Source organism: Flavobacterium sp. 38-13 (assembly GCF_001899155.1).
GTDB lineage: Bacteria > Bacteroidota > Bacteroidia > Flavobacteriales > Flavobacteriaceae > Flavobacterium > Flavobacterium lindanitolerans.
On the sequence record NZ_MKVG01000009.1, the window covers coordinates 26,997 to 45,980 of the forward strand.

An 18,984-nucleotide genomic window follows, 5' to 3' on the forward strand; every position below is an offset into this window, starting at 1 on the left:
AATGTTAAAGACATTTATAGAAAGACCGGTTCTTTCGACCGTAATATCGATCCTGATTACCATTTTAGGAATTCTGGGATTGATGTCCCTGCCGATAGAACAATATCCTGAAATCGCCCCACCGACGGTTCAGGTTAATGCGACCTATACTGGAGCGAATGCCGAAACGGTATTGAACAGTGTCGTGACGCCACTAGAAGAAGAAATCAACGGAGTAGAAGGAATGACCTATATGACGTCTTCTGCTGCGAATGACGGTTCAGCAAAAATTTCAGTTTACTTTGAACTTGGGGTTGACCCGGACATTGCTGCCGTAAACGTTCAGAACAGGGTTTCCCGTGCTACCAGCAAATTGCCTCAGGCTGTTGTTCAGACAGGGGTTACCACGCTAAAAAGCCAGACCAGTGCCTTGATGTTCTTTGCGCTTTATTCTAAAAACAAGCAATTCGACGAAACGTATATTCAGAACTACGCTAAAATCAACCTGGTTCCAAAACTGCAACGTGTAAAAGGTGTTGGACAGGTTAACGTATTCGGAGCAAAAGATTACTCGATGAGAATCTGGATTGATCCGGAGAAAATGGCAACTTATGGCGTATTGCCAAAAGATATTCAGGCAGCGCTACAAGAGCAAAACGTAGAAGCGGCACCGGGTAAATTTGGTGAAAATGCAGATGGAGTTTATGAATATGTAATCAAATACAAAGGAAGACTTTCTGTAATTGAAGATTATGAAAACATCGTAATCAAGTCTACAGGAAACGGAAACTTCCTTCACCTGAAAGATGTGGCCACCGTAGAATTGGGAGGCTTCAATTATGGTACCAAAAACATTGCTATGGGGCAGGAAGGTGTTGCCGTAGGGGTGTTCCAGACATCGGGTTCCAATGCACAGGATATCATCACAGAAGTAATGTCGATTTTGGAAGAAACAAAACCTGATTTCCCTCAGGGAGTAGATTATGTAATTCCATACAACACCAAAACATTCCTTGATGCTTCCATTAGCAAAGTAATTTCTACTTTGGTAGAAGCTTTCATTCTTGTATTTATTGTAGTATTCCTATTCTTACAGGATTTCCGTTCTACTCTGATTCCTGCTATCGCTGTACCGGTAGCCATTATCGGAACGTTCTTCTTCCTGCAATTATTCGGATTCTCAATTAACATGTTGACCCTGTTTGCTATGATTCTCGCGATTGGTATTGTGGTCGATGATGCCATTGTCGTCGTGGAGGCGGTACACGCCAAACTCGACGAAGGAGCCAAGTCCGGGAAAGAAGCTACGTTGTCTGCGATGAGCGAAATCTCTGGTGCGATTGTTTCGATTACATTGGTAATGTCAGCCGTATTTATTCCGGTATCGTTCCTAAGCGGACCTTCGGGAGTATTCTACCAACAGTTTGCAATTACGTTGGCGATATCGATTTTGATTTCGGCAGTAAACGCGTTAACGTTGAGTCCGGCTTTGTGTGCCCTGTTCCTGAAACCGCATAAAGATTCAGACCATCATAAAAAGAACCTGAAAGACAGATTCTTCCTGGCCTTCAACACAGGCTTTAATAAGATGAACGAGAAATATACAGGCTCGTTGCGATTCCTGGTAAGAAAAAGATGGGTAACAGGAGTAGCTCTTTTGGTTTTCTGTGGTATTACTTATTTCTTGTTCCAGTCTACTCCGTCGGGATTTATTCCTAACGAAGACAGGGGAATCATCATGGCGGATTTGACACTGCCTCCTGGAACTACATTAGAAAAAACACAAAAAGCAGTAAACGAATTAGATTCTATTTTAGCCTCGATGGATATTATTGAAGCCAGAATGAGCGTTGTAGGATTTAGTTTGTTGAACAACGTAAATGGTGGTTCCTATGCCTTTACAGTAATCAAACTGAAAGACTGGGCTTATCGTAAAGAGGCTAACCAGCAGGTTGATGCAGTAGTGGGAGAACTTTTTGGAAGAACAGCCCACTTTAAAGATGCAAGAGCCTTATTCTTTACACCTCCGAGTGTACAAGGTTTTGGTACTGCCGATGGTTTTGAATTCAAAATACAGGATAAAGGTGATGATGACTGGGCAACAGTTAGTAAAGTCAGCAACGAGTTCCTGGGCGAATTGATGAAAAGACCGGAAATTCAGTATGCGATGACCAACTTTAACCCGAACTTCCCACAATACCAAATGGATATTAATGTGGAAAGGGCAAAAGATGCCGGAGTATCTATTTCGGATATCTTCAACACCATGCAGGGATATTACGGAGGATTGTATACAACAGATTTCAATAAATTCGGGAAGCAGTACCGTGTCATGATTCAGGCAAAACCGTCTGACAGGGCTACTGAAGAATCGATTAACAATATTTATGTCAGAAATGCCAATAACCAGCAGGTAGCAATCAGCCAGTTCATTGACTTCAAGAGAATTTACGGACCGGAAGCTGTAGCGAGATTTAACATGCTAAAAGCTGTAAACGTTAACGGAAAAGCGAAACCGGGTTACAGTTCAGGTGATGCGATTAAGGCAATTCAGGAAGTTGCAGCACAGCACTTGCCAAAAAGTTATACTTATGAATTTTCAGGTATGACCCGTGAAGAGATTTTGGCAGGATCACAGGCAGCAGGCGTATTCCTTTTAAGTTTGATATTTGTTTACTTCCTTTTGAGTGCGCAATATGAAAGTTATCTGGTGCCATTATCGGTATTGTTATCATTACCTGTTGGTATTGCCGGAGCTATCGGATTTGTGAAGCTTGCCGGATTAGAAAACAACATCTACTTCCAGGTAGCACTAATCATGCTTATTGGTCTCCTCGCGAAGAATGCCATCCTGATTGTGGAATTCGCCATACAGAGACGACGCCACGGAATGGACCTGATGCAGGCAGCTATCGAAGGTGCAAAAGCGCGTCTTCGACCAATCTTAATGACTTCATTGGCCTTTATTTTTGGTCTGTTGCCATTAGCCCTTGCTTCCGGAGTTGGAGCAGTAGGTAACCGTTCTATTGGTATGGGAGCTGTTGGAGGAATGTTGATTGGAACCGTATTTGGAGTATTCGTAATTCCGGTATTGTTCGTTATCTTCCAATCATTGCAGGAAAGAATCTCAGGCAAGCCATTTGAAGAAAAAGAGTCTGATGTTATACTTTTAAACGAAGAATATGAAGAATAAGATATATAAAATAGGTTTGCTCGTTTTCGCTGCAGCCGTAATGCAATCTTGTTTCGTCGCAAAAAAATACGAAAGGCCGGAACTAAAAACAGAAGACCTTTACAGAACAGAGGTCGTTTCTGCGGATTCTACCTCGCTTGCGAATGTTTCATGGGATAAGATATTTACTGACCCTATCTTGCAGGACTATATCAAAAAAGGATTGCAGAACAATCTGGATATCCGTATTGCGATGCAGAATATTGCAGCCGCAGAAGCTACAATGAAACAAGGCAAAGCAGGTTACTTTCCAACACTTTCAGGAAATGCTGACTGGACACACCAGCAGCTTTCTAAAAACAGCCAGTTGGGAGCTTTCCTGCAGGACCGAAGCACAGACCAGTATCAGTTGACAGGAACACTTTCCTGGGAAGCGGATATCTGGGGCAAAATCAGAAGTAACAAGCGTGCGGCAAATGCGGCTTATCTGCAGTCAATAGCAGCCAATCAGGCGGTTAAGACACAGTTGATTGCCAGCATTGCTTCTACCTATTATCAATTGCTTTCTCTGGATGCCCAGATTAAGGTAGCTGAAGAATCGTTGATTAACAGAAATGAAAGTATCGAAACGATTATTGCGCTTAAAGATGCAGGAAATGTAAATGAAGTGGGTGTAAAGCAGACCGAAGCACAGAAATATGCGACAGAAATCATTATTGCAGATTTAAAGAACAATGTAATCATCTTAGAAAATGCCCTGAACAATCTTTTGGGTGAAGGTTCTAAGAAAATTGCCAGAGGTACTTTCGAGTCTCAGGTAATGCAGCCGGAAATTACACTTGGCGTTCCGGCAACCCTGTTAAGAAACAGACCGGATGTTATTGCGGCAGAATATAACCTGATTTCTACTTTTGAGCAGACTAATGTTGCAAGAAGTAATTTCTATCCTACACTAAAAGTAACGGCTACAGGCGGATTCCAAAGTATCGATTTGCAACAATGGTTCAGTGCCAATTCGTTCTTTTCAAATGTAGTTACCGGATTAACACAGCCAATCTTTAACCAGAGACAAATCAGAACGCGTTTTGAAGTGGCAAAAGCCAACCAGGAAAAAGCCTATCTGCAATTTGAACAATCTCTGTTAACTGCAGGAAAAGAAGTTTCGGATGCTTTGGCGCAATACAACAACGAAACGGCTAAAATAACAATCCGCGAAAAGCAAGTTGACGCACTTAAAAAAGCGGCTGATTATTCAGACGAACTATTAACATATGGTTTGGTGAACTATTTGGAAGTATTGACAGCCAAAGACAATGCTTTGAATACGGAACTGAATCTGATTGATAATAAATACAGACAGTACAATGCCATTATCCAATTATACAGAGCCTTAGGTGGCGGATGGCAATAATATAGTTCCGCTTGCGGGATTATGATTGATTTTGTTTTTGTTCAAAACCATCGGACATTTCGATGTTCGGTGGTTTTTTGTTTTAAGGGTTCTATAGGCATTGGTTTTGGCGCGATTGGGAATAATCTTAAAACAGTACATTATTTATGAAACCTGAAAAATATAAAAAATTAGACAATCCTGTTTGGTATTCTTTATCAGAAAGCCATCGGGATTTTGCAATTAATTACAATAACATAAAGTTTTACCATCCGGATTATTGCCCGTTTGGAGGTTTTCAAAGTCCAGATGATATTTCTGAAAGTATTGATTCTTATTCGCACCTGACAGATAGTTTTTTTGTTGTTGGTGAAAAACCGTTGTTGTCTGATGAACTGCTACTAAAAAATGAGCTGATTTGCGCACAAATGATTGTTGAGAATAAGATAGATATGGAGTATAAAAATACTATTGTGTCATTGACCTCAAACAATACCAAAGCTTTATTTGACCTGGTTAATCTGGTACAGCCGGGTTATTTTAAAGAGAAAACAGCTTTACTGGGAAACTATTACGGAATCTTTGAAAAAGGAGAATTGATAGCCGTAACCGGAGAACGGATGAAAATGGATGATTTTGTAGAAATCAGCGCTGTGGTCACACATCCTGAACACACCGGAAAAGGCCTGGCAAAACAGTTGGTTGCCCATACGGCTAATGCTATAATAGAACAGGGAAAGATGCCTTACCTTCATGTGGTTGAAAGCAATGAAGGTGCCATAAAATTATATGAAAAGCTGGATTTTATAACAAGACGAAAGATTAGTTTTTGGCATATTGTAAAATTAAGATAGAAGATGATGAAAGAAAATAAAATAGGAAAAATAACCATAGCAATAATCACAATCGTCTTAGTATTGGTGACTATAAGGTTGTCAGGACATAAACATTCCCTAGGGATTTTTGTGCTGGCGCTCTTCGGCTTTTATTTTGTGGCTTTTTTAATTGGAGCCCTCCTAAAAGCAACGGAAGTTATAAGCAAGTCTCTTTTTTATGTTTTTTTAGCGGTGTTATTGACTTCGTTCTCCTTGTTTTTCGTTTACCACCATAGCTATGACAGTCATAACGAAACCCGAAGCCTGTTGTATGGTTTTAACGGTGAATAATAACTTTAATCGCAAAATTTATAGGTAGCAGACAGCTCATTCTTTTTTCCGGTTGGCACAATATCATGCTTTTGGAATTTCTTTTCGGACGAAACATCATTCAGAAAATTTAAAACAATGTGGTGCTCTTTTTCAAAAAGATAGCCGCTGTACTCATGTCCGCCACCACAAAACGTATAGAGCGCTCCGGAACCGTCTAAGCTCACGATATGATTATAGATAGAATAGGAACCAAAGAGCATTAGCCATCCTGAAGCATTAGTCTTGCAATAATGATGTGGAGCAGTACCATAAGGAACGGTTGTATCACCATTTCCATGAAAGAAAAACATAGGAATTATGTTTTTTTCAGTAATCAGATTTAAGTCCATAATAGCTCCTGCACCCGAAACGAGTCCGGCATATTTAAATCCGGCAGGAAGTGAATTATCATATAAATTCATCGTTTTAAAATCCCAAAATGCAGCATGAAGCACAGTTTCGGCTCCGGCACTGGAACCGGCAATAAATATTTTTGAAGTATCGATAGCATATTTTTCACTGTTTTTTATAAAAAAGGAAGTGGCCAGCCATAAATCGTTTACTGCATATTGAAATGCCTTAATCTTTTCAGAAAGAATACCGTCGCAACTGAATTTCCTGCCTTTGGCATATAGTGTATAGGTTATCGTAGCGCTTGCATAACCATTTTGGGCAAGATAACGGCAAAGACTGTGACCGGATTGTCTCTCTCCTCCTGAAAATCCGCCGCCGTGCACATACAAAAGCAATGGTAGTTTCTTGCCGGACGTTTTTGCCGGAAGAAATAAATCAAGGTCTAACTTAATTGTATCGTTTTGGAAATAAGTCAATGTTGTCATTTTTTGGGCATTTCCTACATGAAAAGACAACAGAAACAAAAAGGCAATCAGGATTTTTTTCATTGTAATTGGGGTAATCATTTATAGTTTATTGACGTATAATAAAACAAATTATTTCCAGGTTTTATAAGGATGCTGGCTTAAAAAAGCATTATAGTAACGCTCATCGTTTGTAACCTCACTTCCCAACCAATCAGGCTTTTCAAAGGTTTCATCTTCAGATTTCAATTCAACTTCGGCTATAACGAGTCCTTCATTATCTCCAAAAAATTCGTCAACCTCAAAAACATGGTTTCCGGACCGCACTTCATAGCGTATTTTGTCAATAACACCCTTTTCGCAAAGCTGAATCAGGTGTCTGGCTTCCACAAGTGGAATTTCAGTTTCCCACTCAAAACGGGAAAGCCCGGATTCGTTTCCTTTTCCTTTGATGGTCAGAAAACCGCTTTCTCCTTTAATCCGGATACGGACAGTTCTCTCCGGATGGCTGTTGAGGTAGCCCTGGGCAATATGATTTTTAGCAAAAGCAAGTGTCTTAAACTGGTCAGAGTTGACAAGGAATTTTCTTTCAATCTCAAGCATGGGTATCTTTTTATTAACGAAGTTACTGATAAATGCTCTTCTATTTGTATTTTTACGATAAAGCTTAAGTTAAAACCCCATGAAAATTAGAAAATCGAAGCCAAAAATCTCCATTGCTTCTTTTATGAAGCATTATTTTGATGAAAGCCAGCTATGGACGAAGGCAAATGACGAAATTGAATTATTGGTGCAGCTGGTCAGTATTATAAGACCTAAAAAACCAAAAGCGGTCTTAGTTGTCGATATTCAGGAATTGTTGGAGTTTCTTCAACAAAATGATTTCATACGATTACAGTTTTCTTACTATGTCAAAAAGCTGCTGCACAATAAAAAATTCAATAAGTTTCTTTCAGATGCGGGAATCCTCCGTGATGTTGATTTTATTTTTGAGGTCCGAAAAAGGATTTTTTCCAAATTGCTTCCCTATCAGCCCAGCAAAGATTCATTAGAGTATATTTTAAATCAGGTTTTTTATCTGGCAACCGACACGATTTGGGTAAACAAAATTCCGGTTTCCCAAATCGAAGAACTTTATGACCTTTTACTTTTCAATTCGATTTATGACACGGTAGAAGAAGATTCCGTATTGTCCGAAATGTTGCTTTCTATGAATATTATTACGCAACGTATTAGTGGTCGTGCCATGGAAACGGACGTTATAAAAATGGTTCCGGAATATGACAATCTGGAGAGTCCCTTTGCTGCCTTGGAAAAAGAGCTCCATCAGATTGATGATACGGTGAGGAATGCGGAAAGCAATCATTTTATTTCATCTACAGACCTATACTACAAACAACTTTTGATATTGCACAAGCAATGCAATGATTTTGTAGAAAAAGCCTTTGCCAATTCTTCAAAATACGGTATTTCGCTTCGCGTTAACCAAAATCTGCTCCGCATACGCCAACAGCTATACCGATTAAAAGTACTGATTCCGCTTTTGGTTGTGGATAGAGAAGAAAACAAAAAAAATAATGAGATTCAGCTTGCGTTAAAACTCATAAAATACAACTGTTATAAAAACGATATCAGAGGTCTGGTAAGCGAAAGTACTCAGCTTTTGTCCTATGAAGTTACACAGCATACTGCAAAAACAGGCGAAAAGTACATTACAGAAACACGGCAGGAATATTTCAGGATGTTCAGGGCAGCTTTAGGAGGCGGACTTATAGTGGGTCTTTTGTGTATCATCAAAGTAATGTTGGGCAAGGTAGAAACCAGCGGTTTTGGGCATGCTTTTTTATATAGTATGAACTATTCGATTGGATTCATTGCCATTTATCTCTGCGGGTTTACTTTGGCTACAAAACAGCCGGCCATGACAGCATCAGCATTGGTCAGGGCGTTAGAGCAGGGTATGAAAAAACAAGGAAATTCGTCTGAAAAACACCAGGCATTTGCGGTATTTTTTGCGCGGGTTTTCAGGTCACAGTTTATTGCTTTTGTAGGGAACATTGTTATGGCATTTCCGGTTTCGCTGTTGGGAATCTGGCTGATTGATTATGCCTTTGAATATAATATTGCCGCTTCGAAATGGACAAAACTGCTGACAGATATAAGTCCGGTTCATTCGCCGGCTATTTTTCACGCAGCAATTGCCGGGGTGTTTCTTTTTCTTTCCGGTATCATTTCAGGAAGTATTGCCAATAGGGACAAGCATCATCAGGTGTATTACAGAATACAGGAACATCCCGTACTGAAGATGACTTTTGGCAGGGAGAAAACAAAAAAAATTGCCGATATGTATGAAAAGAAATGGGCAGGTATTATCTCCAATTTTTGGTTTGGGGTGTTCATGGGCTCGACCGCATCCATCGGATTGTTTTTTGGATTAAATCTTGATATCCGGCACATTACTTTTGCAAGTGGAAATATGGCTTTAGGGCTTTATGGAGCCGATTTTATGGTAACTTTGTCATTGGTAATCTGGTGTGTTATTGGAATTGGCGTAATCGGGTTGGTCAATTTCCTCGTAAGCTTTGCGTTGTCTTTGGGGTTGGCTTTCCGTTCCAGAAATATTCCGTTGCGTGAAATACGTTTTGTTATCTTGTCCATCTGGAAACATTTCAAAAGCAAACCTATGAGTTTCTTTTTTCCATCAGAAAGAAAGATAAAAACACAAACAGAGGAAGAGTATTTGGCTTTAGATACAAAAAATAAAAAATGATAATAAGAGAGTATGCCGGTTCTGACAAAAACAGAATATTGGAACTTTTAAGACTGAATACACCGGAATTCTTTTCTCCAAATGAAGAGAAGGACTTGTCGTATTATTTGGATAATGAGGCGGATAATTATTTTGTTCTTGTCATGGAAGGTAAGATTGTTGGATGTGGAGGCTTTAATCTGACAGAAGATGGCAAAACGGCAAAAATATCCTGGGATATCTTTGACCCGGGCTATCAAGGAAAAGGACTTGGCAGTGCTTTGACCCGATTCAGGATTGAGAAGATAAAAGAAAACAAACAGGTTAAGACTTTATCTGTGAGAACATCGCAGCTTGTTTATCCGTTTTATGAAAAATTTGGGCTCAGGCTCAGGGAAGTTGTGAAAGATTTCTGGGATGAAGGGTTTGATTTATATCAATTGGACTGTGATATAGAGTCGGTTTGATAAATTGGCAGTTGGGTTATGGAGGAGCAGGAACAAATTCAAAATCGCAAAATCATCCATGTCGATATGGATGCCTTTTATGCTTCTGTTGAGCAGATGGACAATCCGGAATTGAGAGGAAAACCTATTGCCGTTGGTGGTGGAGGAAACAGGGGTGTTGTTGCTGCAGCAAGCTATGAAGCCCGAAAATTTGGAGTACGCAGTGCGATAAGCGGCTATCAGGCCAAGAGAAATTGTCCCGAATTAATATTTGTAAGACCCAGGTTTGAACGTTACAGGGAAATTTCCGAAAAGATACGCCAGATTTTTTATGATTATACTGATTTGGTTGAACCGCTTTCTCTTGACGAGGCCTATCTGGATGTTACTGTCAATAAAAAAGGAAATCCCAGTGCCACACTAATTGCCCGCGAAATTCGCAAAAGGATATGGGATGAAGTAGGATTAACTGCCTCTGCCGGAATTTCCATAAATAAATTTATTGCTAAGGTCGCATCGGATTTTAATAAGCCTAACGGACAAAAAACGGTCAATCCCGATGAAGTGCTTGCCTTTTTGGAAGAACTCCCCATCAGGAAGTTTTATGGAGTAGGGAAGGTGACTACAGAAAAAATGTATCAGTTGGGAATTTTTACGGGTAAAGACCTGAAAGAAAAAACAATAGACTTTTTAATAAAACATTTTGGCAAATCGGGAGCCTTTTATTATTCGGTAGTCCGGGGCATTCACAACAGCGCGGTAAAGCCGGAACGCATAGCGAAATCTGTAGGAGCCGAGCATACTTTTCATGAAAACCTGACTTCGGAAATTTTTATGATGGAGCGCCTGGAATCGATTGCCGCGACTTTGGAACGAAGGCTGAAGAAATATGATATTTCAGGGAAAACGGTCACTTTAAAGATTAAATACAGCGATTTTACATTACAAACCCGAAGCAAGACTATGCCCTATTTTATTTCTGACAAAAGTCTGATTTTGGATGTGGCCAAAGAATTGCTCTATCAGGAAAAAATGAAAGACTCGGTTCGTCTGCTGGGAATATCACTTGGGAATTTGAATACGGAAGTAAAAAAGACGGTAGTTGTACAGTTGAAGTTTGATTTTTAATTTAAGATTTTGGCTTATGGTGTCTAAACCTAAAATCAGAAATCAAAAATCACAAATAAGAAAGGGCAAAGTTTCTGAACTACTTTCTATCAAAGATTTATATTTGCTAAAAATATTACCATGTTTGACCTAAATGAATATGAAAACGCACAAAAGGGGTATTCCGATACGCAGAATGCTATCCCCGTGCCGTTATATTCGTGGAATTTTTTTGGAGAATATTTAGAACAGCTCAAGAACTCCCTTTCTGACTTATCCAAATTGAAGGTGCTTTCAAAATCCAATCACTGGAAGTTGAATTGGGATTTTAAAGAAGAATTACAAAAAGACCATGTTATAGTTGTGACGGACACTTCTTTGAATATAGTATTTGCTTCAGAAAATATTATAGGAATGACAGGCTATGCTTCAGAAGAAGTACTCGGGAAAAGCCCTAAAATGTTTCAGGGCGACGAAACTTCTAAAAAAGAACTGCAACAGATTCGTGAAGCAATTGATGCCAGGATTCCTTTTGAAAAAACAATCATAAACTACAAAAAAAACGGGGAAACCTATTTCTGCCATATCAAGGCTTTTCCAATATTTAACCGTAAGAAGCAGGTTGTGAATTTTATCGCGTTTGAAAAAGTAGCCTAAATCTTTAACCATAACACACCTTTTCTAATATTTATTCAAACCTGTTTCACCTTTAGGTTCTATGCATCTTTCTGAGCAAATTTTCACGCAAAGGCGCAGAGATGCCGACTTAAGTAGGGATGCCGTCTTTTTCCGGATGCATATTTTTCGTTCATTTAAATACCATATTATTCTTTAAAGTTTTTCTCCCCTGAAAAAAAGGGGAAATTTCCCCTTGTTTCGTTTTTACCATCGGCATAGCTTTGTAACATAATCACAGGCATTGGGAATTTACATGAATTGCACAAACTCAAACTTTCCCAAACAATGTGTCGTTGAATTATAATGGGGGTGTATGACTCAAGCATAACAGGGTTAGTGGCTGTTTTTGCAAAAGTCATCTGGAAAAAAAAAGGTTTGACTCAAGTCAAACCTTTTTTGATTTTATATGTTTATTGTTTAGTTTCTGCTGGAAAGCTTGGAAAGCAATCTTAGGAACTCGATATAAAGCCACACAAGAGTAATCATTAATCCCATAGCTCCAAACCATTCCATATATTTTGGCTGTCGGTTTTTTGCTCCTTTTTCAATCAGGTCGAAATCTAAGAACAGGTTCAGGGCAGCAATAATAATTACGACAACACTGATTCCGATACTCATTAGCGAATTGCCATGGTGAACCGGCACAAAGCTGGTAAACATTGAAAGCAGCCATGAAATTAAGTAATACGTAGCAACAGCTAATGTGGCAGCAATAACTACGGATTTGAATTGCTCGTTTACTTTTACAATCTGATATTTATATAGGCCAAAACACACTAAAAACGTGACGAAGGTAGCGCCAACAGCCTGTATTACGATTCCAGGATACATGGCTTCAAATACGGCAGAAATACCTCCGATAAATAATCCTTCAACCAATGCATAAGCCGGAGCCAGATAGGAAGAATATTGAGGTCTGAATGATGAAATCAAGACTAATATAAATCCAACAATTGCTCCTCCTATTGCCAAAGGAAGCGGATTAAAACCGTTAAAAGCCAGCCACCATGTTAAAGAAGCAGTGGCAGTTAATAACAAAAGCATAAAGAAACTCTTGTTGATGGTTCCGGAAACAGTCATTTCCTGGCCGTAATCAATCAGGGTTGAGTTTTCGTCCGGGCTGTAAGAATGAACAGTTGGTTTGCTAAAATTCTTATTGCCCAAAAATGGATTATTTGACTTGAAATTCATAATCGTTTATTTTAATATCAGCCCAAATATAATTTTTTCTTTTCTATTTTCCTTGCGGCAGCAATAAAAAATCCGTTAGAGGAGCTAACGGATTTGATTATTTGTCAGTTGGTGTTATTCCATTTCGGAAACTCTCAGAGTATTGACCATTCCTTTATCAACTACCGGCATTGCTGCAAGATTGATAAGGAAATCACCTTTGTCAACATATCCTTTTTCTCTTGCTATTTCATTGACGTCAGTTACAGTGTCGTCTGTGCTGACAAACTTGTCATAATAGAAAGAATTTACACCCCATAAAAGGTTTAATTGTGTCAGGATTTTTTTGTTGGATGTAAAAACCAAAATATGCGATTGTGGTCTCCAGGCTGAAATCTGGAAAGCAGTATAGCCACTGTTGGTTAGCGTACAGATTGCTTTCGCCTTGATTACGTTGGCCATCAGAGCGGCGTGATGGCAGATGGATTTTGTAATAAAACGTTTAGTCCTGATTTGTGGCGTGTTTTGAGGTACCTGAATCAGTGGAGAATCCTCCACAGCTTCAATAATCTGTGTCATTTTTTCGATTACCTGTACCGGATAATTTCCTACGGAAGTTTCTCCCGAAAGCATAACGGCATCAGCACCATCCATTACAGAGTTGGCCACGTCGTTTACTTCAGCACGGGTAGGTGTAAGGCTTGTAATCATTGTTTCCATCATTTGGGTAGCAATAATTACAGGTATACGGGCAGTTTTTGCCCTGTGGACTAATTTTTTCTGAATCAGCGGTACTTCCTGTGCAGGAATCTCAACACCAAGGTCACCTCTGGCTACCATCAATCCGTCACAAAATGCAACAATCTTATCTATATTTTCAACGCCTTCCGGCTTTTCAATTTTGGCAATAATTGGAATTTTATGTGCAGAATTTTTAGAAATCAGGTCCTGTAGTTCCTGAAGGTCTTCAGATGTCCTAACAAAAGAAAGAGCAATCCAGTCTACCTGGTTTTCTATAGCAAAAAGGGCATCCTTAATATCTTTCTGTGTCAAGGCTGGCAATGAAACCTTAGTATTTGGAAGGTTTACTCCCTTTTTAGATTTTAGAGGGCCACCCTGAACGACACGGCAGATTACTTCAGAAACACCATTGGATTCAAGTGCTTCAAATATTAATTTTCCGTCATCAAGAAGGATTCTTTCTCCCGGTTTTACGTCAGCCGGGAATTGCTTATAATTCATATAGACTCTTTCGGCTGTCCCCGGAACATCCTCGGCGGTCTGGAACGTAATGATATCTCCTTTGCTTACAATGACGTCTTCTTTCATTACACCAACACGAAGTTTAGGGCCCTGAAGGTCAGCTAAAATAGCGGTGTTGTATCCAAATTCTTCATTCAGTTCGCGGATCATATCTATTCGGGCTTTCACGTCGGTATAATCTGCATGGGAAAAGTTAATCCTAAACACATTTACTCCAGCATCGATCATGTCTTTAAGGACATCTTTGGTGCTGCAGGCGGGGCCTAATGTAGCTACGATCTTTGTTTTTTTTCTTGTCGACATTATTAGAAAATTAAGTTGTTTTTAGATTTTATATTGTCTGGAACCACTTCGTAAACTGTTGTGATCCATTCTATTTTATTCAGTTTTTGCAGTATCTCTTCGATTTCAAATGTGTTGCAGTTGTTTTCTATTTTCAAAAAGTAATCCACTTTTTTAAGTTCAGGAAGCAGATATACTTTTGTGGCAATCTCTACATTCTCATCCAGGAAAAGATCCTGTGTGTTATTTTTTTTATAGGTAATAATTTCGTTTTTGTTTTGGACGAGACTCCAAAGTATGTCTTTTGCCACATCATCATAGCTGAATTTTGTAAACGCAGCTTCTCCATCTTTGGTCGTAATGCCAATCTCGTCATTGCTTCGGCTTAAGAGAATAGGTAATTGCTGATTGATGAAGTAAGCCAATCTGAAATCTTCTAATGAAGTGTGGATAGCAATAAGCTCATAATCAACTTCATCAAATTCGTCAAGATGTAACTTATGGATGCCCATATTGAAATTAAATAAGTCGTAAATATAGCTATATTTACTGAGGAATTATACAAAATACAATTAGGTTAACGTTAATTTATCAACGAAAACGATATAGTTTTAAGGGATTTATGATTATTTAGCATTGAGGAAAGTAAAACAAACTTTAGTCAGTGTTATTTTGTTTTTTAATAGCAGCTTTAAGATTTTCAATTGTTTCAATAAATACTTTATCAATGGTCTCTAATAATTGTTGAATCTGCTGAATAAAAAATTCACGTTCTTCGATCGAGGTGGATTTAAATTCTTCAACCGAAAAAAAGCTTTCAATATTTTTATTAAAGCATTTTTCAAAAATCTTGTTTTCGTCAAAGGCTAATAATTCATCTAACCCAATACCGTAGACTTCTGCAATTTGAGTCATTCTCTCCATGTCAATTTTAGTGACATTATTTTCAAGATTAGCATAGGAACGCCGCTCCATGTGCAGCTTTCCTGCCATTGTTTCTTGTGTATACCCTTTCAGTTTGCGTAATAATCGTAGCTTTTCTCCTATTTTCATGGCGTTTAATTGTTTTAATATACATGTGATAAAAATACATGTTTGTATTGTTTATTCCGATTTGCACATTGTTTTTTCCAAAATGGAAAGTTTACGTTCTTTAATTTTATAAAAAATAGTTTTTATAAAAAAATAGTGTTTTTTAAAATTTTTATAAATTTAAAACAATTGGAAATGAAAAGAGTATTATTTAGTATTTTGGTATATGTGTCTGTTTCAGCATTTTGTGTAGCTCAAACTCTTGAAGATTATAATAGGCAGTTAAATGTATTTAAAGAAGATTTCAAAATAAAATCGGATGGTGAGCTTCTAAAAGCAGATAGTAAGAGACCAATAAACTTGCCCACATATTTGGAGCAAATGGGTTTAGAAAAAGACATTATTAATAATGTTACACATGTTGAAGTATATTCCAAATTTGATTTAAATCTTATAAATGTTTACGCTGTCCAATACTCAAAAGATGATTATTCTAAATATTTAATGGTAATTGAAGATGCTAAAGCTTTGGAGAATTATATTTTAATAAACGGTAGTTTTGATTTTAAAAATAATACAGTTTCTGTTTATAAGACTGCAAAAGGAAAAAGTAAGTGGGGTGACTGTTTTGGGAGTTGTGTGGAAAAAGGATTGAGCGCTCATACTACGATAGGTAGAGTGATAATAGGGATGGGTGTAGCTGCTGGTTTTGGGTGTGTGGCTTGCGGAGCAGTTGCGGCTACTTATACAAGTGTAATATTGTTAGGATGTGCGGGTGGTTGTAATAAATAATTTTAGTATTATATAAATTCGAAAAGTATGAAAACCTACATGATATTACTGCTTTTGTCTACATTTATATTTGCACATTTCATTTTTGAAAAAGGCATTCATATTGGGGTTAAAATTAGTATAAGTATATTGTATTTCTGTGGTTTACTAAGGTTTTATTTGTTGTATTGGAGGCATTTAAAATGAATGTATCTTTTTGTGTGGTGGAATATATAAAAATTCGATAGTGCAGAAAATGTGAGAGCAAGATATAAAAGGGATAATTAATAACTAAATAAAATGATATGGGAAAAGTAAGTTCTTACACAATTCTTTTTTTGTTATTGTTGTATATATCGCTTTTGGTATATTCCTTAATTCTAATATTTAGGAGAGAAGTGAAGCTTAGGTTTTTGTTTTCTGTTTTAATAGTCTTGTTTTTGCCTTTTATTGGTTCTCTTTCCTATATTATTTTTTGTCATGGTAAGAAAGTCGGATAAATAATCCTGTTTTATTTACCATTAATTTTTCCTTGAAACGCAAAGTAAGCTCTTTGGGAAGCTTTTTCTTCAGCCTTCTTTTTTGAAGTAGCCCTGGCTTTTGCAACTACTTTATGGTCTATACTTAACTTGACTCCAAAGAAACGCTGTCCGTCAATGCCATTATCTTCATAGACGTCATAATGGAAAGCTCTTTTTTCTTTCTGGCACCATTCAATCAGAAGACTCTTATAACTGATAACTTTACCTTCCAGTTTGGCAATATCCACATAAGGAGTGATAACCCTTTTTTTGATGAATTTTTCGCAGTAGGTATAACCTTTGTCGAGGTATATGGCACCGATAAGCGCCTCGAAGATATTTCCGTGAATGTTTTCTCCAAAATGTTGGGCCGGAACTTTGCTTTCGATGAAACGGATGAGGTTCAGGTCGCGCCCCAGCTCATTCAGATGTTCGCGGCTTACTATTTTAGAACGCATTTTAGTAAGATAGCCTTCATCTCCTGAAGGAACCTGATTGAATAGGTGAGCGGCAATTACAGAGCTCAACATGGCATCCCCAAGAAATTCCAGGCGTTCGTAGTTAATCTGATTTCCGTCAGCATCCAGTTTGTTGGAAGAGCGATGCGTGAAAGCCCTGCGGTAACATTCAAGGTTGATGGGTTTGAAACCTAGTATTTTATAGATGTCGCTAAAAAAAATCCCGTCTTCATGAGAACGGGAATTTGGAAATATTTTTCTGATGATGTTCATCCGAATATTATAGTTCTAGTTTTTTAACCAAAACGCAGGCATTGTGTCCTCCAAAACCGAAAGTATTACTCATTACTACTTTCATGTCTCTTTTTTGAGCCTTATTGAATGTGAAATTCAATTTTGGGTCAATATTTTCATCATCCGTAAAGTGGTTGATGGTTGGAGGTACGATACCGTGTTTGATAGACAAAATGGCTGCAATTGCTTCAATAGCACCGGCAGCTCCCAATAAGTGTCCTGTCATCGATTTGGTAGCATTCAGATTTAATGTATAGGCATGCTCGCCAAATACGTGCTGGATCGCTTTCGATTCTGCAATGTCTCCAAGCGGAGTTGAAGTTCCGTGCATGTTAACTCCGTCTACATCTTCCGGCTTTAGACCGGCATCTCTAAGACAGTTCAACATTACGTTTTTAGCGCCTAATCCTTCCGGATGCGGAGCTGTAATATGGTGCGCATCAGCCGACATTCCGCCACCGCCTATTTCGCAATAGATAGTAGCGCCACGGGCAATAGCGTGCTCGTATTCTTCAAGAACTAAAGCTCCGGCTCCTTCTCCCAAAACAAATCCTTCACGGTCCTTGTCCATTGGCCTTGACGCTGTTTTTGGATCGTCGTTGCGGGTTGAAAGCGCGTGCATAGCGTTAAATCCACCCATTCCGGCAATAGTTACAGCAGCTTCAGAACCTCCGGTAACCATTACATCAGCATGATTCAGGCGGATGTAGTTGAAAGCATCAATAAGCGCATTGGTAGAGGAAGCACAAGCAGAAACTGTCGTGAAGTTAGGTCCTCTGAAGCCATATTTAATAGAAATATGTCCACCGGCTATATCGGCAATCATTTTTGGTATAAAGAAAGGATTGAATTTTGGAGTACCATTCCCTTTCGTAAAGTCCATTACTTCCTGTTGGAATGTTTCAAGACCTCCGATTCCGGAACCCCAAATTACACCAACTCTGTCTTTGTCTAATTTGTCAAAGTCGAAATTGGCATCTTTTACAGCCTCGTCAGACGATACTATGGCATACTGCGCATAACGGTCCATTTTGCGGGCTTCCTTGCGGTCTATAAAATCTTCTGCATTAAAGTTTTTCAGCTCGCATGCAAATTTAGTTTTGAAATGAGTGGTATCAAAATAAGTTATAGGAGCAGCGCCGCTAACACCATTGATAAGTCCATTCCAATATTCCTGGACGTTATTTCCAATGGGCGTCAAGGCACCTAAACCGGTTACTACAACTCTTCTTAATTTCATACTTAAAATTTTATAGTTATAAATTTATATAAAAAATACCCATGCTTTCTTCTTAGTCGTAAAAAAGAGACAGGGGTATTGCATAATATCTTAATGATTGAAAGCAATCAAATTGAATCTTTTGTAAAAATAATAACTCCCGTGAATTCTCAAAGAAAACACGGGATGTCAATTGTTATTATTTTTTTGCTTCTTCTATGTAAGAAATTGCTTGACCTACAGTAGCAATGTTTTCAGCCTGGTCGTCTGGAATCTGAATGTCAAATTCTTTTTCGAATTCCATAATAAGCTCAACAGTGTCTAATGAATCAGCTCCTAAATCATTTGTGAAGCTAGCTTCTGTTACAACTTCGTTTTCGTCAACGCCTAATTTGTCTACGATAATCGCCTTAACTCTTGATGCAATGTCTGACATAATCTTTTAATT

General features: G+C 38.3%; 18 protein-coding genes. 9 read left to right on the forward strand and 9 right to left on the reverse strand.

Features of this window, described 5'->3' with window-relative positions:
• Position 1 precedes the first annotated feature (1 nt).
• The 4 genes from BGO88_RS06275 (at position 2) to BGO88_RS06290 (ending at position 5,707) form a co-directional block, all read left to right on the forward strand.
• On the forward strand, positions 2 to 3,172 hold the full coding sequence (locus BGO88_RS06275) for an efflux RND transporter permease subunit (RefSeq protein WP_286706318.1): 3,171 nt from the start codon (positions 2 to 4) through the stop codon (positions 3,170 to 3,172).
• A complete protein-coding gene (locus tag BGO88_RS06280; protein WP_101471108.1) occupies positions 3,162 to 4,562 on the forward strand; it encodes an efflux transporter outer membrane subunit in 1,401 nt (466 codons plus the stop codon). Before BGO88_RS06275 ends, BGO88_RS06280 begins: the two co-directional genes overlap by 11 nt.
• A gap of 146 nt (positions 4,563 to 4,708) precedes the next feature.
• The gene (locus BGO88_RS06285; RefSeq protein WP_286706319.1) at positions 4,709 to 5,395 is read left to right on the forward strand and encodes a GNAT family N-acetyltransferase; all 687 of its coding nucleotides are present in this window, start codon (positions 4,709 to 4,711) and stop codon (positions 5,393 to 5,395) included.
• Between the two features lie 3 nt (positions 5,396 to 5,398).
• Positions 5,399 to 5,707 (forward strand): hypothetical protein, encoded by a 309-nt coding sequence (locus tag BGO88_RS06290; protein WP_056067557.1) that lies wholly within the window; start codon positions 5,399 to 5,401, stop codon positions 5,705 to 5,707.
• Between the two features lie 5 nt (positions 5,708 to 5,712).
• Here BGO88_RS06290 and BGO88_RS06295 read toward each other — a convergent pair whose 3' ends face one another.
• Both BGO88_RS06295 and BGO88_RS06300 read right to left on the reverse strand, forming a co-directional pair.
• Positions 5,713 to 6,648: an alpha/beta hydrolase gene (locus tag BGO88_RS06295; RefSeq protein ID WP_286706320.1), complete on the reverse strand. Its 936-nt coding sequence runs from the start codon at positions 6,646 to 6,648 to the stop codon at positions 5,713 to 5,715.
• 30 nt (positions 6,649 to 6,678) lie between these two features.
• On the reverse strand, positions 6,679 to 7,149 hold the full coding sequence (locus tag BGO88_RS06300) for a CYTH domain-containing protein (protein ID WP_286706321.1): 471 nt from the start codon (positions 7,147 to 7,149) through the stop codon (positions 6,679 to 6,681).
• 79 nt (positions 7,150 to 7,228) lie between these two features.
• Between BGO88_RS06300 and BGO88_RS06305 the strand changes: the two genes are divergently transcribed.
• The 4 genes from BGO88_RS06305 to BGO88_RS06320 all read left to right on the forward strand — a co-directional run bounded on the left by BGO88_RS06305 (position 7,229) and on the right by BGO88_RS06320 (position 11,505).
• Positions 7,229 to 9,316 (forward strand): transporter-like protein, encoded by a 2,088-nt coding sequence (locus BGO88_RS06305; protein WP_286706322.1) that lies wholly within the window; start codon positions 7,229 to 7,231, stop codon positions 9,314 to 9,316.
• Entirely contained in the window at positions 9,313 to 9,762 is a 450-nt protein-coding gene (locus BGO88_RS06310; protein ID WP_286706323.1) for a GNAT family N-acetyltransferase, read from the forward strand. The genes BGO88_RS06305 and BGO88_RS06310 overlap by 4 nt, the downstream gene beginning before the upstream one ends.
• Positions 9,763 to 9,780: 18 nt before the next feature.
• The gene (gene dinB, locus BGO88_RS06315; protein ID WP_286706324.1) at positions 9,781 to 10,869 is read left to right on the forward strand and encodes a DNA polymerase IV; all 1,089 of its coding nucleotides are present in this window, start codon (positions 9,781 to 9,783) and stop codon (positions 10,867 to 10,869) included.
• Between the two features lie 120 nt (positions 10,870 to 10,989).
• Positions 10,990 to 11,505: a PAS domain-containing protein gene (locus tag BGO88_RS06320; RefSeq protein ID WP_286706325.1), complete on the forward strand. Its 516-nt coding sequence runs from the start codon at positions 10,990 to 10,992 to the stop codon at positions 11,503 to 11,505.
• A 438-nt stretch (positions 11,506 to 11,943) separates the two neighbouring features.
• On the opposite strand, the gene BGO88_RS06325 is transcribed toward BGO88_RS06320, so the two are convergent.
• The 4 genes from BGO88_RS06325 to BGO88_RS06340 all read right to left on the reverse strand — a co-directional run bounded on the left by BGO88_RS06325 (position 11,944) and on the right by BGO88_RS06340 (position 15,294).
• The gene (locus tag BGO88_RS06325) at positions 11,944 to 12,717 is read right to left on the reverse strand and encodes a Bax inhibitor-1/YccA family protein (RefSeq protein ID WP_056067571.1); all 774 of its coding nucleotides are present in this window, start codon (positions 12,715 to 12,717) and stop codon (positions 11,944 to 11,946) included.
• 114 nt (positions 12,718 to 12,831) lie between these two features.
• On the reverse strand, positions 12,832 to 14,262 hold the full coding sequence (gene pyk / locus BGO88_RS06330; protein ID WP_056067573.1) for a pyruvate kinase: 1,431 nt from the start codon (positions 14,260 to 14,262) through the stop codon (positions 12,832 to 12,834).
• A 2-nt stretch (positions 14,263 to 14,264) separates the two neighbouring features.
• Entirely contained in the window at positions 14,265 to 14,753 is a 489-nt protein-coding gene (locus BGO88_RS06335; RefSeq protein WP_286706326.1) for an IPExxxVDY family protein, read from the reverse strand.
• Between the two features lie 145 nt (positions 14,754 to 14,898).
• The gene (locus BGO88_RS06340) at positions 14,899 to 15,294 is read right to left on the reverse strand and encodes a helix-turn-helix domain-containing protein (protein ID WP_286706327.1); all 396 of its coding nucleotides are present in this window, start codon (positions 15,292 to 15,294) and stop codon (positions 14,899 to 14,901) included.
• A 174-nt stretch (positions 15,295 to 15,468) separates the two neighbouring features.
• On the opposite strand from BGO88_RS06340, the gene BGO88_RS06345 reads away from it, so the two are divergent.
• Entirely contained in the window at positions 15,469 to 16,065 is a 597-nt protein-coding gene (locus tag BGO88_RS06345) for a hypothetical protein (RefSeq protein ID WP_286706328.1), read from the forward strand.
• Between the two features lie 490 nt (positions 16,066 to 16,555).
• Here the strand turns inward: BGO88_RS06345 and rnc are convergent, their stop codons facing one another.
• From rnc to BGO88_RS06360, 3 genes are all read right to left on the reverse strand, one after another.
• A complete protein-coding gene (rnc, locus tag BGO88_RS06350; protein ID WP_056067583.1) occupies positions 16,556 to 17,296 on the reverse strand; it encodes a ribonuclease III in 741 nt (246 codons plus the stop codon).
• A 7-nt stretch (positions 17,297 to 17,303) separates the two neighbouring features.
• Positions 17,304 to 18,557: a beta-ketoacyl-ACP synthase II gene (fabF, locus tag BGO88_RS06355; protein ID WP_056067585.1), complete on the reverse strand. Its 1,254-nt coding sequence runs from the start codon at positions 18,555 to 18,557 to the stop codon at positions 17,304 to 17,306.
• Positions 18,558 to 18,735: 178 nt separating this feature from the next.
• Complete coding sequence (locus BGO88_RS06360; protein WP_007137004.1) at positions 18,736 to 18,972, reverse strand: acyl carrier protein; 237 nt, start codon at positions 18,970 to 18,972, stop codon at positions 18,736 to 18,738.
• Positions 18,973 to 18,984 lie beyond the last annotated feature (12 nt).

Excerpts from the sequence above, each read along its gene's own strand:
- BGO88_RS06275 (WP_286706318.1), top strand. The coding sequence starts at position 2 with ATGTTAAAGACATTTATAGAAAGACCGGTTCTTTCGACCGTAATATCG.
- BGO88_RS06280 (WP_101471108.1), top strand. The coding sequence starts at position 3,162 with ATGAAGAATAAGATATATAAAATAGGTTTGCTCGTTTTCGCTGCAGCC.
- BGO88_RS06285 (WP_286706319.1), top strand. The coding sequence starts at position 4,709 with ATGAAACCTGAAAAATATAAAAAATTAGACAATCCTGTTTGGTATTCT.
- BGO88_RS06290 (WP_056067557.1), top strand. The coding sequence starts at position 5,399 with ATGATGAAAGAAAATAAAATAGGAAAAATAACCATAGCAATAATCACA.
- BGO88_RS06295 (WP_286706320.1), bottom strand. The coding sequence starts at position 6,648 with ATGATTACCCCAATTACAATGAAAAAAATCCTGATTGCCTTTTTGTTT.
- BGO88_RS06300 (WP_286706321.1), bottom strand. The coding sequence starts at position 7,149 with ATGCTTGAGATTGAAAGAAAATTCCTTGTCAACTCTGACCAGTTTAAG.
- BGO88_RS06305 (WP_286706322.1), top strand. The coding sequence starts at position 7,229 with ATGAAAATTAGAAAATCGAAGCCAAAAATCTCCATTGCTTCTTTTATG.
- BGO88_RS06310 (WP_286706323.1), top strand. The coding sequence starts at position 9,313 with ATGATAATAAGAGAGTATGCCGGTTCTGACAAAAACAGAATATTGGAA.
- dinB (WP_286706324.1), top strand. The coding sequence starts at position 9,781 with ATGGAGGAGCAGGAACAAATTCAAAATCGCAAAATCATCCATGTCGAT.
- BGO88_RS06320 (WP_286706325.1), top strand. The coding sequence starts at position 10,990 with ATGTTTGACCTAAATGAATATGAAAACGCACAAAAGGGGTATTCCGAT.
- BGO88_RS06325 (WP_056067571.1), bottom strand. The coding sequence starts at position 12,717 with ATGAATTTCAAGTCAAATAATCCATTTTTGGGCAATAAGAATTTTAGC.
- pyk (WP_056067573.1), bottom strand. The coding sequence starts at position 14,262 with ATGTCGACAAGAAAAAAAACAAAGATCGTAGCTACATTAGGCCCCGCC.
- BGO88_RS06335 (WP_286706326.1), bottom strand. The coding sequence starts at position 14,753 with ATGGGCATCCATAAGTTACATCTTGACGAATTTGATGAAGTTGATTAT.
- BGO88_RS06340 (WP_286706327.1), bottom strand. The coding sequence starts at position 15,294 with ATGAAAATAGGAGAAAAGCTACGATTATTACGCAAACTGAAAGGGTAT.
- BGO88_RS06345 (WP_286706328.1), top strand. The coding sequence starts at position 15,469 with ATGAAAAGAGTATTATTTAGTATTTTGGTATATGTGTCTGTTTCAGCA.
- rnc (WP_056067583.1), bottom strand. The coding sequence starts at position 17,296 with ATGAACATCATCAGAAAAATATTTCCAAATTCCCGTTCTCATGAAGAC.
- fabF (WP_056067585.1), bottom strand. The coding sequence starts at position 18,557 with ATGAAATTAAGAAGAGTTGTAGTAACCGGTTTAGGTGCCTTGACGCCC.
- BGO88_RS06360 (WP_007137004.1), bottom strand. The coding sequence starts at position 18,972 with ATGTCAGACATTGCATCAAGAGTTAAGGCGATTATCGTAGACAAATTA.